This is a genomic window from Cupriavidus sp. 01L43 (assembly GCF_056399925.1).
This window is the reverse complement of sequence record NZ_JBFTSH010000023.1, coordinates 23270-41088: the sequence shown is the minus strand read 5'-3', so window position 1 is coordinate 41088 and position 17819 is coordinate 23270. Positions and strand designations below refer to the sequence as shown.

The 17819-nt window shown below is 66.5% G+C and carries 16 protein-coding genes; 4 read left to right on the top strand and 12 right to left on the bottom strand.

Features of this window, described 5'->3' with window-relative positions:
* Positions 1 to 6: 6 nt before the first annotated feature.
* Positions 7 to 963, bottom strand: a complete 957-nt coding sequence (locus tag AC1DP9_RS26245; protein WP_092290974.1) for a Bug family tripartite tricarboxylate transporter substrate binding protein — start codon at positions 961 to 963, stop codon at positions 7 to 9.
* Between the two features lie 376 nt (positions 964 to 1339).
* Here AC1DP9_RS26245 and AC1DP9_RS26240 point away from each other — a divergent pair, with 376 nt between their 5' ends.
* Positions 1340 to 1840, top strand: coding sequence for a hypothetical protein (locus tag AC1DP9_RS26240; protein WP_092290972.1), 501 nt, complete (start codon positions 1340 to 1342; stop codon positions 1838 to 1840).
* A 30-nt stretch (positions 1841 to 1870) separates the two neighbouring features.
* Here AC1DP9_RS26240 and AC1DP9_RS26235 read toward each other — a convergent pair whose 3' ends face one another.
* The 5 genes from AC1DP9_RS26235 to AC1DP9_RS26215 all read right to left on the bottom strand — a co-directional run bounded on the left by AC1DP9_RS26235 (position 1871) and on the right by AC1DP9_RS26215 (position 8483).
* Positions 1871 to 3586 carry a diguanylate cyclase gene (locus AC1DP9_RS26235; RefSeq protein ID WP_477108916.1) on the bottom strand — a complete coding sequence of 572 codons (1716 nt, stop codon included), beginning with the start codon at positions 3584 to 3586 and terminating at the stop codon, positions 1871 to 1873.
* A 175-nt stretch (positions 3587 to 3761) separates the two neighbouring features.
* A complete protein-coding gene (locus AC1DP9_RS26230) occupies positions 3762 to 4955 on the bottom strand; it encodes an MFS transporter (protein WP_441591598.1) in 1194 nt (397 codons plus the stop codon).
* Positions 4956 to 5035: 80 nt separating this feature from the next.
* Positions 5036 to 6208, bottom strand: coding sequence for a DNA polymerase IV (gene dinB / locus AC1DP9_RS26225; RefSeq protein WP_477108915.1), 1173 nt, complete (start codon positions 6206 to 6208; stop codon positions 5036 to 5038).
* A gap of 121 nt (positions 6209 to 6329) precedes the next feature.
* The gene (rarD, locus tag AC1DP9_RS26220) at positions 6330 to 7232 is read right to left on the bottom strand and encodes an EamA family transporter RarD (RefSeq protein WP_092290963.1); all 903 of its coding nucleotides are present in this window, start codon (positions 7230 to 7232) and stop codon (positions 6330 to 6332) included.
* A 111-nt stretch (positions 7233 to 7343) separates the two neighbouring features.
* Positions 7344 to 8483, bottom strand: a complete 1140-nt coding sequence (locus AC1DP9_RS26215) for a TRAP transporter substrate-binding protein (RefSeq protein ID WP_092290961.1) — start codon at positions 8481 to 8483, stop codon at positions 7344 to 7346.
* Positions 8484 to 8789: 306 nt separating this feature from the next.
* On the opposite strand from AC1DP9_RS26215, the gene AC1DP9_RS26210 reads away from it, so the two are divergent.
* Positions 8790 to 10544 (top strand): carbohydrate porin, encoded by a 1755-nt coding sequence (locus AC1DP9_RS26210; RefSeq protein ID WP_477108914.1) that lies wholly within the window; start codon positions 8790 to 8792, stop codon positions 10542 to 10544.
* A gap of 54 nt (positions 10545 to 10598) precedes the next feature.
* On the opposite strand, the gene AC1DP9_RS26205 is transcribed toward AC1DP9_RS26210, so the two are convergent.
* On the bottom strand, positions 10599 to 11570 hold the full coding sequence (locus AC1DP9_RS26205; RefSeq protein WP_477108913.1) for a DUF2272 domain-containing protein: 972 nt from the start codon (positions 11568 to 11570) through the stop codon (positions 10599 to 10601).
* A 241-nt stretch (positions 11571 to 11811) separates the two neighbouring features.
* On the bottom strand, positions 11812 to 12090 hold the full coding sequence (locus tag AC1DP9_RS26200) for an HU family DNA-binding protein (protein WP_092290955.1): 279 nt from the start codon (positions 12088 to 12090) through the stop codon (positions 11812 to 11814).
* A gap of 820 nt (positions 12091 to 12910) precedes the next feature.
* On the opposite strand from AC1DP9_RS26200, the gene AC1DP9_RS26195 reads away from it, so the two are divergent.
* Positions 12911 to 13408, top strand: a complete 498-nt coding sequence (locus AC1DP9_RS26195; protein WP_092290953.1) for an SET domain-containing protein — start codon at positions 12911 to 12913, stop codon at positions 13406 to 13408.
* A gap of 14 nt (positions 13409 to 13422) precedes the next feature.
* On the opposite strand, the gene AC1DP9_RS26190 is transcribed toward AC1DP9_RS26195, so the two are convergent.
* From AC1DP9_RS26190 to phhA, 4 genes are all read right to left on the bottom strand, one after another.
* Complete coding sequence (locus tag AC1DP9_RS26190; protein WP_477108912.1) at positions 13423 to 15075, bottom strand: sensor histidine kinase; 1653 nt, start codon at positions 15073 to 15075, stop codon at positions 13423 to 13425.
* Complete coding sequence (locus tag AC1DP9_RS26185; protein WP_092290948.1) at positions 15062 to 15766, bottom strand: response regulator transcription factor; 705 nt, start codon at positions 15764 to 15766, stop codon at positions 15062 to 15064. The genes AC1DP9_RS26190 and AC1DP9_RS26185 overlap by 14 nt, the downstream gene beginning before the upstream one ends.
* A 110-nt stretch (positions 15767 to 15876) precedes the next feature.
* The gene (locus tag AC1DP9_RS26180; protein ID WP_255370721.1) at positions 15877 to 16200 is read right to left on the bottom strand and encodes a 4a-hydroxytetrahydrobiopterin dehydratase; all 324 of its coding nucleotides are present in this window, start codon (positions 16198 to 16200) and stop codon (positions 15877 to 15879) included.
* A gap of 23 nt (positions 16201 to 16223) precedes the next feature.
* Positions 16224 to 17147: a phenylalanine 4-monooxygenase gene (gene phhA, locus AC1DP9_RS26175; protein ID WP_092290944.1), complete on the bottom strand. Its 924-nt coding sequence runs from the start codon at positions 17145 to 17147 to the stop codon at positions 16224 to 16226.
* A 141-nt stretch (positions 17148 to 17288) separates the two neighbouring features.
* On the opposite strand from phhA, the gene AC1DP9_RS26170 reads away from it, so the two are divergent.
* Complete coding sequence (locus tag AC1DP9_RS26170) at positions 17289 to 17768, top strand: Lrp/AsnC family transcriptional regulator (RefSeq protein ID WP_092292059.1); 480 nt, start codon at positions 17289 to 17291, stop codon at positions 17766 to 17768.
* Positions 17769 to 17819: the final 51 nt, after the last annotated feature.

Genomic DNA, 17819 nt, shown 5'->3' with positions numbered 1-17819 from the left:
CCGGACTTACTTGGCAACGCCCAGTTCGCGCAGCGTGCCACCCAGGCGGGTCGACTCGGCATCCACGAACTTGCCGAACTCGTCGCCGGTCAGCAGGAAGGGCGTCCAGTCATTCTTCGTCAGGGCTTCCTTCCAGACCTTGTTCTCGGTGCCCTTGACCACGGCGTCGATCATCGCCTTGCGCTGCTCGGGCGTGATGCCCGGCGCGCCGTAGACGCCGCGCCAGTTATAGATCTCCACGTTCACGCCCTGCTCCTTGAGCGTGGGGATGTCGGCGGTGCGGTCCTTCGAGGTCACCGCCAGCGCGCGCATCTTGCCGCTCTTGATGAAGGGCAGGAACTCGGACACGCCGGCAATGCCCACGGTCACGTGGCCGCCCATGATCGACGCGGAGGCTTCGCCGCCGCCCGCGAACGGCACGTAGTTGATCTTCTTCGGATCCACGCCGATGTCCTTGGCGATCAGGCCGGCCAGGATGTGGTCGATCGAACCCTTCGAGCCACCACCCCAGCTCACGCTGCCCGGGTTGGCCTTGAGCTGCGCGGTCAGGTCCTTGATGGACTTCAGCGGCGAGCTGGCCGGCACGGTCAGGACCATGGTGTCGGCATACAGGCGGGCGATCGGCGTGGCGTTCTTCAGCGTCACGGGCGGATGGTTGGTCTCGATGGCACCGACCATCACCGCGCCGGTCACGATCAGCGCGTTGGGGTTGCCCTTGTCGGTGTTGACGAACTGGGTCAGGCCGATGGTGCCGCCGGCGCCGCCCTTGTTGTCATAGGACGCGGTCTTGGCGGTGCCTGCCGCGATCATCGCCGCGCCGATCGTGCGGCCGGTCTGGTCGTAGCCGCCGCCGGGGTTGGCGCCGATCATGACCTTCAGGCTGTCCACGGCGTAGGCCGGGGCCGCGGCCAGCGTGGCGGCGGCGAGGACGACATGGGCAAAGCGGGCAAGCGTGCGAGGCATCGCGGTCTCCTGTCTTTTTTTGGAATGGATAGCTAGTGATAGCTGTGGGCTGGATTCTAGAGGTCGGTAACTGTCAAAAGCCTGTCAAACCGACAGGAATTCGCATGGGGTTTACGTGGGGGTTGTCTGCTTTGTCTGGCCCCGCCGACACGCGCCGGACGGCACACGCACTACCCACTGCATGGTTTTCGCCACAGACAAGTGCGAGGAAGTCTGATCTAAACATCTTTGACTTGGCTGACGTCAGACATATCACTACGATTGACCACAGTTGCCTGCCGCACGTTGCAGTGCGGAACAGGCGACGGACAACGATGAAAAAGGGACCCGCGCACAACGAGGCGACGGGCCTGATGGGTGTCAACTGGGGTCAACAATGGATACGACGATCAAGGCTGCCGACGTGTGGCCGCCGGAGCTGGATACGGCCGCGGGTACCGACCGTGGACTGTGGAAGAGCACCATGGCGGCGGCAAGCCAGGCGCTCGAGGCCGCCAAGGGCATGCAGGCGGCGGTGGGGCAGACACTGAAGCTCCAGCACAAGATCATGGCGCTGCGCGACGAGCTGCATCGCGCCGAAGCCGAGCGCGATCTCTACCGCGACCTTCACGCGCGTACGCTCGACGAACTCAACCACACGCTCGACCTCAGCCCCACCGAATGGCAGCGGCTGCGCGCCGAGAACGAGACGCTCCAGATCCGCCATCGCGCCTACAAGCTGCTGGTGCAGCACTACGCGCGCAGCGGCACGCCGGTGGACCCGGCCGTGTTCGCGGAGCAGCGCAGCCGCGTGCAGCAACACATCCTGTTCCAGCGCCGCAAGGGCATCCCGGTTTCGGTGATTGCCGTCGAGGACATCGCCTTCCTGCTGCGCTGACCGGGGACGCCGTCATGACCTGCCTGCACCTCACCCCGCAACCGGCGGTGCCTCTGCATTGCCGGCCCGCGCATCCTCCGCGCAAACCCGGTTTCGCCCCATTGCCTTGGCGGCATAAAGACGGCGGTCGGCCGTCGCCAACATGGCATCGAGTGTCTGGCCCCCGTCGCTCCCGGCTTCGACCACGCCTATCGACACCGTGAAGCGGATGCGCGCCCCGGGGTCGCCCTGCGTCGCTGACGTGGGCGCGTCCGGGGCGGGCTCCACCGGCATCGCGGCCAGCGCCACGCGCAGCCGTTCGGCACTGACCGTGGCCTCGGCCAGCGTGGCGCCGGGCATCAACACGGCGAATTCCTCACCGCCCAGGCGGGCCGGCATATCCACCGCACGCATATTTTCCCGCAACGCCGTGGCCAGCCGCTGGAGCACGTGGTCGCCGCTGGCATGGCCCCATCGATCATTCACCTTCTTGAAATAGTCGATGTCGAGCATCAGCATCGACAGCGCGCTGCCGTCGCGCGCGCGCCGCGCCGCCGCCTGCGCGAACTGGTCGCCGAAATGACGCCGGTTGGCGAGGTCCGTCAGCGGATCGCGCTCGGCCAGTTTCTGGAGCTTGTCGCCCAGCGCGAGGTAGTAGCTGAACAGCAGCGAGACCAGCCTCACCGAGATCCACATCAGCAGCGGCAACGCGATCCAGACCGGCAGCAGCGGCTTGCTGATGCGCGAGAAAACCTCGCCGTAGAGTTGGGCGGTCGAGACCGCCTCCAGCAGCATCCACTGCCCGGTGCCCAGCCGCTGGTAGAACAGGTAGCCGCCATCGCCCTTGCGCATGCCGGGGCCGTCGGTGGCGAACAGCGTCTGCGGTCCCACGTCGCGCCAGGTGTCGCCCAGCACGTCGGGCCAGCGCAGGTCCGTGCTCAGATGGTCATGGTAGGCCGCGATCAGTCGGCCGGCGCTGTCCATCAGGTAGCGGTTCAGGGCCGGGGAGTCGTCGCTCGGTGCGCCGAGCAGCGCCTGGATATGCTTCAGCGAGACATCCACCGCCACCACGCCGCGAAAGTGCGACTCCACATAGATCGGCACGCTCAGCGTGGTGCGCAGCTCGGTGCTTTCGAACTGGCGATAGGGCGGCGCCCAGCGCAGGTCCTGGCCCGGATTGCGGTCGGGCAGGAGGTCGCGGTAGTAGGGCATGCTCGCAAAGCGCTGCAGCAACGCGGGTGCCTTGTCGGCCGGCACCGGAGGATAGGTCACGAACAAGCCGTTGCTCGAGATGAACGTGACCGAATTGCGGATCTCGTCCACGCCCATGGTCAGCCCCAGCACATGGCTGAGCTGGCGCGCGGCGAAGAGGTCGGCGCGCAGGTCGCCCACGTGGCGCTCGAAGCCGGGCAGGCCGGCCAGGGCCTGCGGTGACACGCCGATCACGGGCGCATCGCCGAGCGGGACTTCCATCTGCCAGATCGGCTCGTTACGCGCGGCGAAGGCCCGATCGATGACGGGGTCCGAGACGCCACGGGCTTGCACGGCCTCCATCTGCATCAGCTGCCGCGCGTAGTCGCGCACGAACGACAGCCGGAAGCGCTCCGACGACACGGCGGCCTCCAGCCCCATCGCGCGCAGCGCGAGATTGTGCTGATGGCTGGCAATCACGCGCTCGCGCAGCGTGTAGAGGTCTCGCAGGCCAACGGCGAGCGTCAGCGCCAGCACGAGGCTGAAACACCAGATCACGACTCGCTGCGGGCGCATGACCGCCGCGCGCGGTAACCATCGCGGTTGCGGCACCAGTTTGCGCCATGGCATCGGGGGCCTCCGGGCAAGTCCCGCCTGAGCGGGCACTGCAACGAAACTGTGACGATGAAGGACAACGCTCGGCCAGTGTAGTGCAGCAAACGGGACTTCGGGAGGGGGTGGCGCCCCGAGCTTAGTGCCGGTCGGTCCGGAAGTAGAGCAGGGCGAGCGCCGGCAGCGCGAAGCCGATCCAGCTCGCCAGCGGCCAGCCGCCGCGCGCGAAGGCCCAGGCGCCCAGCCACGAGCCGGTGGCGCCGCCGACGAAGAAGATCGCCATGTACAGGCCGTTCAGCCGGCTGCGGTGCTCGGCCGAGAGCGTGAAGATGGCGCGCTGGCCGACCACAAGGTTCGCCGATACGCCGAAGTCGAGCAGGATGGCCGCCACGGTCAGCGCCAGGAGCGAGGTCATCGACCCCTCCACGCCCACCCGGCTCAACAGGAACGACCCGGCGCCGATGGCCAGCGCGATGGCGGTCATCTGGCGGCTGTGGCCCCGGTCCGCGTAGCGGCCGGCCATCGGCGCGGCGATGGCGCCGGCCACGCCGACCAGCGCGAACACGGCGATGCCGGTCTGCGACATGTGGAACGCAGGCCCGGCCAGATAGAGCGGGATGGTGGTCCAGAACAGGCTGAACACGCCGAACATGCTGGCCTGGTACAGCGCGCGCCGGCGCAGCACGGGCTGGGTACGGAGCAGGTGCGCCATCGACGCCAGCATCTGGCCGTAGGTCACGCCCCGCGCGGGCTGGCGGCGCGGCAGCTTGCGCGCCAGCACCAGCGCCAGCAGCACCATGGCTACGGCCGAGACCGCGAAGATGGTGTGCCAGCCGCCCGTCAGGCCGGCCATCAGGCTCGACACCGGCCGCGCCAGCATGATCCCCATCAGCAGCCCGCTGGTGACGTTGCCGACCACGCGGCCCCGGATATGGTCCGGGGCGAGGTGCGCCGCGAACGGCACCAGCACCTGCACCGCCACCGAGCATAGGCCGATGGCGCAGCCCGCGATCAGGAACACGCTGGCGTGAGTGGCCAGGGCCGCCGCCATGAGCGCCACGGCACAGCCGCCGATCAGCGTCAGGACCAGCTTGCGGTTCTCGACCAGATCCCCGAGCGGCACCAGCAGCACCAGCCCCGCGCAGTAGCCCATCTGGATCAGCGTGACGATCAGCCCGGCAATCTCGGGCGAGAGTTGCAGCGACCGGGCGATCGGGCCGACCAGCGGCTGGGCGTAATAGAGATTGGCGACGATCATGCCGCAGGCCGTGGCCAGCAGCGGCGTGATCCAGGTGGCGGGCTCAGCGGCGCGCTCTGTGGCGGTGGTGGTCATGGGGACGGCCTTGGTGCTCGAAGCCGCCGATTCTAGCGGGAGATAGATAGATGCGTCGGAGGGGTCATTCCGGTGCCGCGTCAGGCATCCGGCCGCTCATCCTCGAAGCGGAACTCCTCCTGCACGGGCGCCGGGTCGTCGCCCTGTTCGTCCGCCGGGATCAGGGCGCTCACGCGCACGCCGAGCAGCCGGATGCGCCGCTCGAGCGGTATCCGCTTCAGGCATTCCGTGGCGCTGCGCCGGATCGCCGCGCCATCGGCGGTATAGGCCGGCATGGTCAGGTCGCGCGTGACCGTGCGGAAATCGTCAAAGCGCAGCTTGATGCCCACCGTGCGGCCCACGTAGCCCTTGCGGCGCAGGTCCTCGCCCACGCGCATGCAGAGCTTGGTGAACGATTCCGATAGGAGCGGGCGGTCCACGCGCGGGTGCAGGTCGCGCTCGAAGGTGGTTTCGCGGCTCATCGACTTGGGCTCGGAACTGACCACCACCGGGCGGTCATCACGCCCATGCGCCACCTCGATCAGCCAGCTCGCGTAGTTGCGGCCGAAATGGGTCTGGAGCACGCCCTGGTCGGCCTCGGCCAGGTCGCCCACGGTGTCGATGCCGATGCCGGCCAGCTTCTCGGCCGCCTTCGGCCCGATGCCGTTGACCTTGCGCGCCGCGAGCGGCCAGATACGGCGGGGGATGTCGGCGGGGGTGAGCAGGGTCAGGCCGTCCGGCTTGTCGAGTTCGGACCCGATCTTCGCCAGCAGCTTGTTGGGCGCCACGCAGATCGAGCAGGTCAGGCCAGTGGCCTCGCTCACGGCCGCCTTGATGCGCGCGGCTACCTCGGCCGGCTCGCCGGGCACCTCGGTCAGATCGATATAGATCTCGTCGATGCCCCGGTCTTCCACCTGCTCGGTGAAGGTGCGCACGGCGGCCTTGAACAGGCCCGAGTAGCGGCGATAGGCGTCGAAATCGGTCGGCAGCAGGATGGCGTCCGGGGCCAGCTTGGCCGCCTTCATCATGCCCATCGCCGAGAACACGCCCAACGCACGGGCTTCGTAGGTGGAAGTGGTGACGACGCCACGTCCGACGTAGTCGCGCAGGCGGGCATACCGGCGCGAGCCATCAGGCAGCGTCTCCGGGATGGCATTGCGGCCGCCGCCGATGACAACGGCCTGGCCGCGCAGGTCGGGATAACGGAGCAGTTCGACGGACGCATAGAAGGCGTCCATGTCGAGGTGGGCGATGCGCCGGACGGGGGTGGACATGGCGAAGGGGGCGTGCGCGTCGTCGGTACTGTATAAACGTACAGTATAGTGCGTCGGCCCTCGCGTGCCGAGCCGGTGTTAATCCATCATTCCCGGGATGAATCGATAAATCGATCCAAACTTATGCTTCATTTGTCGCGCTGATAGACTTAACGGAATTGCGGCGGGAAACCCACACCCCTTCCATCGCGTAGATCAGCAGCGACACCCAGATCAGCGCATAGCCGAGTTGCTTCTGGGCCGGGAACGGCTCGTGCCACAGCCAGATGCCGAGCAGCAGCTGGAGCGTCGGGCCGGTGTACTGGAGCAGGCCGAGCAGCGAAAGCGGAATCCGGCGCGCGCCGGCGGCGAAGAACAGCAGCGGCACCGCCGTGACCGGGCCGGCCAGCAGCAGCAAGATCTGCGTACCCGGTGCTGCGCTCCGGAAGGTGTCCTGGCCGGTGAAGACGAGCACGCCCAGCGCGGTGGCCGCAATCGGAAACAGCAGCAGCGTCTCCAGCGACAGCCCCTCCAGCGCGCCCAGCGCCCCGGTCTTGCGCAGCAGCCCGTAGCCGCCGAACGACGCCGCCAGCGCGAGCGCGATCCACGGCAGTTGCCCGGCGCTGATGGTCAGCCAGAGCACGCCCCCCGCCGCGACGGCGATGGACAGCCACTGCCCCGGCCGCAGCCGCTCGTGCAGGAACAGAACGCCGAGCAACACGCTGAACAGCGGATTGATGAAGTAGCCCAGGCTCGCATCGACCACCCGGTCGGCCGACACCGCCCAGATATAGAGGAACCAGTTGGCGCAGAGCAGGGCGGCGCTCGCCGCGAAGCCGAGGATCAGGCGCGGATTGCCCGCCACCTCGCGCAGCCAGCCGAAATGCCGCCGCCAGAGCAGGATCGCGCCCAAAAAGACCAGCGACCACACCATCCGGTGCAGCAGGATCTCGAGCGGCGCCACGCCGTGAAGGGATTTGATATAGAGGGGCAGCAGGCCCCAGATGACGTACGCGAGCAGCGCGTAGAAGATGCCGAGTTGCATGGGAGTGTCCGGTAGGTGCGCGGATTCTACCGGTACGCCGTCATCAGCGTTGGAACTCGCCTCCCCCTGGCGGGAGAGGCGATAACATCACATTAAGATCCCATCGATGTCTTACAGCTTGCGCGCGAAGCTGAACTGCGCGAAGCCCTGCTCGGCCACGTTGAACCAGGCGGCCTCGTTGTTGCGGAACACGCGCCAGTCGTCATAGATCTTCTTGAACGACGGGTTCTTGGCGGTTTCCTCGGCGTACGCGTCCTGCGTGGCCTTGAAGCATGCCTCCATGATCTCCTTCGAGAACGGGCGCAGCTTCACGCCATTCTCCAGCAGACGGGCCAGCGCCTGCGGGTTCACGGCGTCGTACTTGGCCATCATGTTGGTGTGGGCCTCGATGGTGGCCGTTTCCAGCGCGCGCTTGTACTGCGCCGGCAGCTTCTCGAACTCCGGTGCGGAGGCGTAGAACGACAGCTGGGCGCTGCCTTCCCACCAGCCCGGGTAGTAGTAGTACGGCGCCACCTTGTAGAAGCCGAGCTTCTCGTCGTCATACGGGCCGACCCACTCGGCCGCATCGATGGTGCCCTTTTCCAGCGCCGGGTAGATATCGCCACCGGCAATCTGCTGCGGCACCACGCCCAGGCGCTGCAGCACCACGCCGGCAAACCCGGCGATGCGGTACTTCAGGCCCTGCAGGTCCGCCACGGTCTTGATTTCCTTGCGGAACCAGCCGCCCATCTGGGCATTGGTGTTGCCGCCCATGAAGTTGACGACGTTATATTCCTTGAAGAACTCGCGCATCAGCTTCATGCCGTTGCCCTGCATCATCCACGCGGTCTGCTGGCGCGCGGTCAGGCCGAACGGGACGGTGGTGTCGAAGCACAGCGTCGGATTCTTGCCGAAGTAGTAGTAGCCGGCCGTGTGGCCGATCTGCACGGTCTGGTTCTGCACGGCGTCCAGCACCTGCAGGCCCGGCACCACTTCACCGGCGGCGAACACCTTGATGTTGAACTTGCCGTCGGTCAGCTCCTTCACGCGCTGGGACAGCAGCTCGGCGGCGCCGTAGATGGTGTCCAGCGACTTTGGGAAGCTCGATGCCAGGCGCCATTCCACCGCCGGGTTGCTGCCGATCACGGCCGGCGCGCCCGGTGCGCTCGCCGACGCCGCGGGCGCGGCGGGTTTGTCTTCCTTACCGCACGCGGCCAGGGCCCCGGTAGCGGCCACAGCCGATGCTTTCAACAGGAAGGAACGACGTTCCATGACATCTCCTCTTATAGATATATATGTGCGCTGGCTGCCCCACCCATAGGACAAGTCCAAAACAGCCGGTCGATTATAGCGGTGGCGTTTTGCGCACGACCACACTCCCGACTGCGGGTTTTCGCTAGGGATTCGCACTTCTGCAACGGTTTACGGGGAGACTGGCAAGGTGGCGCGAGGTGATCTTTTCGCAATGTGAGATGCCGCACGGTTTGATGGATTTTGTAACCCGTCTTGCGGTCAAAAAGTTCGCCTGTTAAAAAACGGAGCCCCCATCCGGCGCGCCGCGCGCCGTCACTGTTTCCCATGCCGCTGCCAGTACCCCGATTCGCTCGCCTGCGTTCCCGCCGTCTCACGTTTGCCGTCATGGCTGCATGGGGCATGGTCGCCTGCGCGCAAACGGGCAATCAGGTGGCGACACCGCCACAAATTTCGGCCAGCACTGTGCCGCCGACGGCCATGGCGTCGACTTCGGCCCCGGCGAGCGTACCTACCGCTGCGCCCGTGGCGGCTGCGCCGCCGGCAACTGACCCGCTGTACGACCTGATCCAGCCGACCGTCGTCCCGGGTACGAGCAAGCCTGCCGATGCGGCTGTGGCGAATACGGCTAATGCGGCTAATGCGGCGAATGCGGCGAATGCGGCACCATCCGAAACCATGGCAACCGTCGCGGCGGAGAACACCGTGGACCCCGACTTTGTCGGTCCGCCCGAGTCGGCCACAGCCCCGCCGCCTCCGCCACCGCCATTGGTCCTCTTCCCGCAGCGGCTGGGTGAATTCCCCGCGCAGCCGGCTCAGCCCGTCCAGCCGGCACGCGCCAGTGCCGCTGATGGCACAAACGTCGGTGATCAAGTCGACAGCGCTGAAGCGGGTACGGTCTCGGATGCACCTCCGGTGCTCCGCTCGCAGTTGCCGGCCGAGGATCTCGCTGGCGATACGGTATGGCGCATGGGTTACAGCGGCCGTGCAGCGGTCGAGGACCGCGCCAGCACGCAGCGCGCCTGCCCGGGCGGTGGTACGCCGTCGGTCGGGCTCGGTGGAGGGCTGGCCTGCACCAGCACTGGCGAGGTCAAGATCCGCGAATCGCTGGCCGACATCGGCGGCGGCACCCAGGTCCAGCTCGTGGCACAGGCCCGGGGTACCAACGCCACCTCGGTTAACGGCAACGCCGCCGCCGTGGACCCCTACGCACTGGTGCCGCAGTTCTATACCTCTGTCACCGGGCTCTCGGGTGTATCCGTGCTCGATGGCGCCAGCGTCTGGGCCGGCCGCCGCGAGAGCAATCCGTTCCTGATGTCGTCCGGCCTGCTGCCGCCCAACTCGCCCTCGATGCGATTCGGGGTGGATAACGCCAAACTGGGCGATTTCGGACTCAGTTATCAATACACCGCACGTAACGATCTGAACGGCGCCCATCTGCCCAGCTATCACAGCCTGCGCAGCGCCCCGATCGACACCAATGACAAGGGCAACGTCCAGTTGGGTTTCACGCGCGTGGAGCCGCTCTCGGCCATGGAAGACACCGGCAGCGCCTGGTGGGCCTCGGCCATGCACGAGCAGAAGAACGTGCTGATGGGCACCAACCGGCTGGGCGTGCAGTACGGGCAGGGGTCGCGCGCGGCCATGACCGGCTACACGGGCATGGGCGCTTCGCTGTCACGCGTGCGCGTGGCGGAATCGATGGAGTGGAAGGGCCGCTCGGGCATCGGCGGCTCGGTGGAATCGAGCCTGCAGCTGGACCGCTCGCCGGTCGGCACGCTGCAATGGGCGGCCACGCGCTTCCGTCCGGCCTATGTGGCCAACGACCAGTTCCGGCTCAACTTCGAAGTCGCGCACGACCAGATCTCGTCCGGGTTTGGCGTGGGTGGCCAGCGCACCGCGCTGACCGTGGCGCCGACCTTCACGCTCGGCAAGTCCACCGGCAACGCCAACCTACGCGCGTTCTACACCTACAGCCGCGCCAGCGACGTCGACGGCATCACCTTCGCCACGCCCGCCGAAGCCTGGGCGACCCAGACCAGCGGCTCGATCTTCGGCGTGCAGCTCAACCGCCGCTGGTAATCATTCTTCGGATAGATGATCGAGCGGAAATTTCAGCCCACTCGATTCGTCCCGTCACTGCAAATCGTTCCGCATCACCAGTAGCCACGGCATGTGCGAGTTGGTGAAGGCGTCGAGCTGGCCGGCATCGTTGAGGTCGATCTCGCTCATGGTCACCGACTGCTGCACATTGCCGCCGATGGCCCGCACCACGCGCGCGGCGGGGTCCACGGCTACGACGATGTCGCAGTGCATCGGCGTGGTGCCGAAGCCGATCTCCGACAGGTTCTCGAGGTACTTGTCACGTCCGCGCGGCGCGCAGATGACATCGCCAGGGCGCGGCAGCGCCGGCATCGGCTCGATATGGAAGGCGGGGCGCGGCAGCTTGCCATCCCGGGCATCGACCACATACATCGCATGAGACTGACCGGTCAGGAACTGGTCGTTGTTGAGCCCAGCCTTGCGCATCACCCAGGAAATGAACACGGCCGACCACGCCCACGCGCCTTGCGTCACCTGGCGGCAATCCGGCGCCTCGCCCACGATGCCCCAGTAGCGCTGGGCCATCCGGCAGCCTTGCGCGGTGGCTTCCATGCCCGTGCCATCGGGAAAACGTATGCAATCCGTTGCATTCCCGTTCTCGTCCGATTCATCGTCCGCCGACTGGGCGCCTTGCGGGGCGAGGGGAGCGAACGATTCGACTGCCACCGGGGCGGGGAGGGGACTGTGCGTCACACAGGCGCCATCGTCGCGGCCGATGCGCATGGTCTGGCTGCCCCACTTGCGCCACTCCTGCATGGCGATCTCGACAATGCGCTCACGCGGCGTGGCGCCGGGCGTGGTGGCCACGCGCTCCAGGTCGGGCAAGGGCACGGCCTGCGGACGTGCCGTGCGCGGCGGCGCGGCGGTGCAACCACATAGCACGGCGAGTGCTACCAGACTCAGAAAACGCCGAGTCAGTGCCTGTGGAGAAAGCTGTGGAGCCTTGTATGGAAAGCGCTGTGTATAACGCTGTGGAAATCTGGGTGCGAGCGGGCTGGACGGCATGGCGAGGCCACGGATGGCGACGCCCGAGGATCCTAGTGCTGGCCACGTCCGGACGCCATTTTGAAGAGGATTGCGGCCGCCGTCTGACGGCACGGTGCGGCTGTGCGGTTTGCCGCGCACGGAGGCGGGAAACCTGTTGTGGATAACGTCCCCCGCCTGGCGCGCACCTGCGCCGGAGACGGCGTCCGGTGGCGGCACGGCGGGGTCTTGCAAACCGGGCTGATTCATCGGCCCGCAAGCATCACTGGTTGACGGCGTCCTTGAACTTCTGGCCCGCCTTGAACTTCACGGTCTTGGCGGCTTCCACCTTGATTTCCTCGCCGGTACGCGGGTTGCGCGCCATGCGCTCGCCACGCTCGCCCTGGCTGAAGGTGCCAAAGCCGATCAGGCTCAGGGTATCGCCCTTGGCCACGGCGTCCATGATCGCGGTGAGCGTCACGTTGAGTGCCTGTTCCGCCTTGGCCTTGGTCAGACCGTCCACGCCAGCTGCAATCGCGTCGATCAGTTCGGTTTTCGTCATGCTTCACTCCGTCTCGAGTTGAAAAAACACTGACGTCCTGGCCGCGCCGGCTCCGCTGGAACCCGCACCGGCAAAGACGCCGCGGGCCACATCATACCGTGTCGGGGAAGGCGCACCGGGAACAGATTGTTACGCCAGCCATTGCCAGGCCTTGGCAGCAGGGGGGCTGAGGGCGATTGGGAAGCGGTATACGCGTCACGCGGAAGGGGCCTGGAAGCGCTGAGAGCCCTTCAGAGGCGTATACGCGGCTGACAGAGGGTTGGGGACGTATACGCGGCCAAAAGCGCCTGAGGGGCTTCTGGCGTGCCCGCGTGCCGGTATACGCGAAAAACGGGACCTGCTCAATTTTTCATCGACGTCCAAAACGGCCTTCCTCCCAAAGTCGGAGGGGTTCGGACGTATACCTCGCTGCGCTCCCGGCTCTCGTGCTTTCGGTTTACATCTTTCTTTTATGTATACGAATAGTAGTAGTCAATAGAGGGCGACCGTTTCTGTGGATAACCACGTATACGTCAATCGGATCAGATGTTTACGTATACCGAAAGCACAGGGAGCGGTTGTTGGCCGGCGTGGATGACTCAGCCGTCTGGAGGAGGATGGGAGATATACCTCGTCGACTTGTTCCTGCGCCATCCCCATGTCACCCCCTTGCCGCCCACACCAAACCCGCGCGCTTATCCACAGATTTTGGCCGGTTTATCCACATGCGTGACGGTATACAGGAGGCGAAAAGGGGTGTCGCGCCGACATGGTTGGCAGGTATCATCCGGGGCGCGCCGGAGTGGACCGGCAGTCATCGGTTTGACGGGGAAACAGCGACATGTCGGAACAAGGCAAGGCAAAGAAGGCGGGCAAGAAGAAGAGCGCCAGCGACCGCATCGAGGTGCGCCAGTCAGGCGTGCACGGCAAGGGCGTATACGCGATCGGCAATATCGCCGAGGGCGAGCGCGTGATCGAATACAAGGGCGAGCACATCTCGTGGAAAGAAGCGCTCAAGCGCCATCCGCATGATCCGGCCGACCCAAACCACACCTTCTACTTCAGCCTGGACGATGGCGACGTGATCGACGCCAAGTTCGGCGGCAACCGCGCGCGCTGGATCAACCATGCCTGCGAGCCGAACTGCGAGGCACGTGAGAAGAAGGGGCGCGTGTTCATCCACGCGCTGCGCGACATCGCTCAGGGCGAAGAGCTGTTCTATGACTATGGTTTGGTAATAGACGCGCGCTATACCAAGAAGCTGAAGAAGGAATACGAGTGCCGCTGCGGCAGCCCGAACTGCCGGGGCACGATGCTGGCCCCGAAGGAACGGAAGTAAGCAGTCGGAAGAAGTCAGCCGGCAGCCGTGCCGGGCGCCTCGCAGGGGATGCGGATCACGAACCGCATCGACGCGCGCCGGGGTGCCGGATCGCGCTGCTCCCCATGGTCGCCGTGATCCCCGTGGCCAGCCACCACGGCTGACAGCGCGGACGGCGCCGGCACAGGCGCCGGGGAGGGCGCGGGCACGTCCTCGATACGGATGGTGCCCTGGTGCAGCGAGACGATTTCATGCACGATGGCCAGCCCCAGGCCGGCGCCGCTCGGCGCGGCCTGCTGCACCGCCTGGGCGCCGGGTGTGTGATCGCCCCGGAAGAAGCGCTTGAAGACTTCCTCGCGCCGCGCCGGCGCAATGCCCGGGCCGTTGTCTTCCACCATCACCACGGCCATGCCGCGATGGCCCATGGTCTCGCCACCCGCGCGCACCGTGATGCGTCCGCCGGCCGGCACGTATTTCACGGCATTGTCGATCAGGTTCGAGAGCGCCTCGCGCATCAGCAGCCGGTTGCCCCGTACCGTGGCTGGCGCGCTGCCGGTGAAGGTGGGGCCAGGCAGGATCTCGAAACCCAGGTCCACGCGGCGGGCCAGCGCCTGCGGCACCCATTCCGCGCCAATCTCGAAGGCCAATTCGGCCAGATCGAAATGTTCCACCGGCCCCAGCCGCTCCAGCGACAGCCCCGGCTCGGCTCGCGCCAGCGACAGCAGCTGGTTCGACAGCCGCACCGCGCGGTCGGCAGCGGTCTGCACCTCGCGCAGCGCGTGGCGGGCCACATCGGGGGAATCGGCATCGAGCGCGCGGTCCGCATGGAGCTTCACGGCGGTCAGCGGCGTGCGTAGCTGGTGCGCGGCATCGGCGATGAACTTGCGCTGGGCGTCCAGCGCATCGCGCAGGCGCGCCAGCAGCGCGTTCAGGCCGCGGATCAACGGTTCGACTTCGGCCGGCACCTGGGTTTCGTCCAGCGCGGCCAGCGAGCGGGCGGTCTGGCGGTTCAGCTTGTCGGTCAGGATCTGGAGCGGCACCAGTTCCTCCTTGAGCACGTGCGACAGGATCAGGCTGCCCACCAGCAGCAGCAGGATCAGCGGCACCGACACCGACAGCAGGATCTCGTTCGCCGCCGTCTCGCGGCGGTCTAGCAGTTCAGCGACTTCCACGACGATCGGCCCGCGCGACAGCGTGCCCTCGCCACTCGTGCCGAATTCGTCCGAGGCGGGGCTCGGCAGCGTCACCGGCAGCCGCACGGCGCGTACCTGGCGACCGCTGAACCACGCGTAGAACAGCCGTGCGTCGTGGAGCGTGGTCTGGCCCGTGCCGTAGCCGAGCCAGGTGTCCATGCCGCCGATCAGCCCGTCCGGGCCGTGGATGCGCCAGTAGATGCGGTCGGAGCCTTCGGCCTCGACCAGCGTCTGGGCAATCATCGGAATATCCTGATCGAGGCGCGGCCCGGCGATGCGGATCTGCTGGGCGATGTTGTTCGCCACGCCATACAGCGCGCGGTCGAAGACCTGGGTGGTGTAGTGCGCCGCGAGCCAGTAGGAGAGCGAGCCGCTGACCAGCACCAGCGCGAACAGCGGCGTGGCCAGCGCGCGCAGCAGGTGGACACGCAGGCTCGGGTTCGAAGCGCGGACCAGCCGCGAACGCGAGAGGGAGGGAGAGTCAGTGTCCGCCACGAATCTGGAGCAGGTAGCCGAAGCCCCGCACGGTGACGATCTCGACATCCGCTTCCTCGAGCTTCTTGCGCACGCGGTGCACGTAGACCTCGATGGCGGTGTCGCCGACGGTATCGCCGCCCTCGCCAGCCGGATGGGCGAAGGTGGCCAGGTGGTCCTGCATCTGCGCCTTGCTCACCACGCGGCCCTGGCGCTGGAGCAGCAGTTCCAGCACGGCGAACTCGCGCGGCGACAGTTCCAGCGGCTTGCCATCGACGAACATGCGGCGGTCGTTGCCGGACAGGCGCAGGCGGCCCAGGCGCACGTCGCGCTCGGGCGCGGCCTCGCCATGCTGGCTGCGGCGCAGCAGCACGCGCACGCGCGCTTCCAGCTCGGGCAGCGCGAAGGGCTTGACGAGGTAGTCGTCGGCGCCGGCGTTGAGGCCGGAGAGCTTGTCTTCGAGTTCGTCGCGGGCGGTCAGGATGATGACCGGCGTGGTGCGGTTGCGGGCGCGGTAGCGGGCCAGCAGCGTCATGCCGTCGATGCCGGGCAGGCCCAGGTCGAGGATGACGAGGTCGTGCTGCTCGCGCAGCAGGTGATCCGTGGCATACACGCCGTCATGGACCACGCGTACCTGATGGCCGGCACGGGTCAGGCCCGCCTCCACGCCACTGGCGATTTGACGGTCGTCCTCGATCAGCAGGATACGCATGGCAGGGGGCTCGGCGGCGTTGTGGGGCAATGCCGCCGATTGTACAGGGCAGCCTTGCGCGCTGCCTTTCAGTTGCCCTTCAGCTGGCGACAGTTATCTATAGCGCGACTTCAACGCGCCGGCGGGCCGCTGAAAGCCTGCTCGATGAAACGCGCCAGGTCGATATCGCGCTGGGTCAGGCCGTTGGCGTCGTGGGTGGACAGGGTGATGTCCACGCGGTTGTAGACGTTGAACCATTCGGGATGGTGATCGACCTTGTCGGCATGCAGCGCCACGCGCGTCATGAAGCCGAACGCCGCGTTGAAATCGGCGAACTTGAAGGATTTGTGAATGGCGTCGCGGTCCTGGACCGGGGTCCAGCCGGGTAGCCCGGCCAGCAGGCTGGCGCGGGCGTCTTGCGAAAGAGGGGTCATGATGGCCTCGGTGTTATGAATGTTCTGCGGCTCGGCTGTCGTCGTCAGATGTCGTTGCTGTCGGCCCAGCCCTCGCGGGTGCCGATGTTCAGCACACGGTCGCCCTCGGCGACATCGCCGGCGCCCAGCGTCGGCAGCGCGCGCAGTTGCGGGTACAGGTCCGAGAAGTCCGGCCGCGTGGCGTCGAACAGCTGTTCGAAGCTGTCGATCACGAAGTAGGTCTTCTGGAAGGTGTCGATCCGGTACCGCGTGCGCATGATGCGGTGCAGGTCGAAGCCGATCCGGTTCGGGCTGTCCGAATCCAGACTGTAGATCGATTCGCCCTGGCTGGACAGGATGCCCGCGCCAAAGATGCGCAGCCCGGCCGGGGTCTGGATCAGGCCGAATTCCACGGTGTACCAGTACAGGCGCGCGAGCATGTCCAGCGCGCCGAGCTTGGCCGCCTTCAAGCCACCCTTGCCGTACGCCTCCATATAGTCGGCGAAGATCGGGTTGATCAGCAGCGGCACATGGCCGAACACGTCGTGGAAGCAGTCCGGCTCCTGGAGGTAGTCCAGCTGCTCGGGCTTGCGCATCCACCAGCTCGCCGGGAAGCGGCGGTTGGCCAGGTGCTCGAAGAACACCTCGTCCGGCACCAGGCCCGGCACGGCCACCACCTGCCAGCCCGTGGCGCGCATCAGCGTCTCGTTGAGCTGGTCGAACTCGGGCACGCGGTCGCGCTCCATGCCCAGCGTGCCCAGCCCTTGCAGGAACTCGTCGCAGACCCGGCCTTGCAGCATCGAGGCCTGGCGGTCGTAGAGCTTGCGCCAGATGGCGTGGTCGGTGCTGGTGTAGCGGTGCACCGGCTGGGCGATGGTGAAGTCGGGACGCAGTTCCTCGCCGGACAGCAGGCCGGCTTCGAATTGTTCCCTGAGCTTGGCGGTCATCGTGCCGGCAAAGTCGGCCGTGGTGTCCGGGGTGGCGTTCATCTGTGTGTCTCCAGCGATGCGGAATTTATGCACAGTGTAGGCGTGTGGACGCGCATTCAGGCCGCATAAACGGCTTGGTTTCGTCGGCGCATGCAGGTAACCTGCATCTTTCAGATCCAGAATGCGGATTTCCTGCGTGCCATGAACACTGCCAGCCTCGACCCCTACGACCTCGCCCTGCTGACCGCCCTGCAGGCCGACGGCCGCTCCACCCACCAGCAACTGGCCGAACGGGTGCACCTCTCGCCCAGCCAGGTCGGCCGCCGGCTGGCCAAGCTCGAGGCCGATGGCGTGATTACCGGCTACCGTGTGAATCTTTCGCCACAAGCGCTGGGTCTGGGCGTGCTGGTATTTATTAGTGTGAAACTGGCCCACCACGGCGACACCATCATCGAACGCTTCCGCGAGGAAATCCTGCTGCTGGAAGAGGTGCAGGAGTGCTACTCGGTCGCCGGCGAGGCCGATTACCTCGTCCGCGTGGTGGTGCCAGACCTGCCCACGCTGGCCGAATTCACCATGAAGCGCCTGATGCGCGTACCCGGCGTGGAGAGCGTGCGGTCCAACATCGTGCTGACCGCACTGAAGCGCGAAGGACCGCTGCCGCTGTCACATTTGCGCTGAATCAGCCATACACAAAATCCAAAATGTGCAGAGGCTTGCGCTTGCCATCCG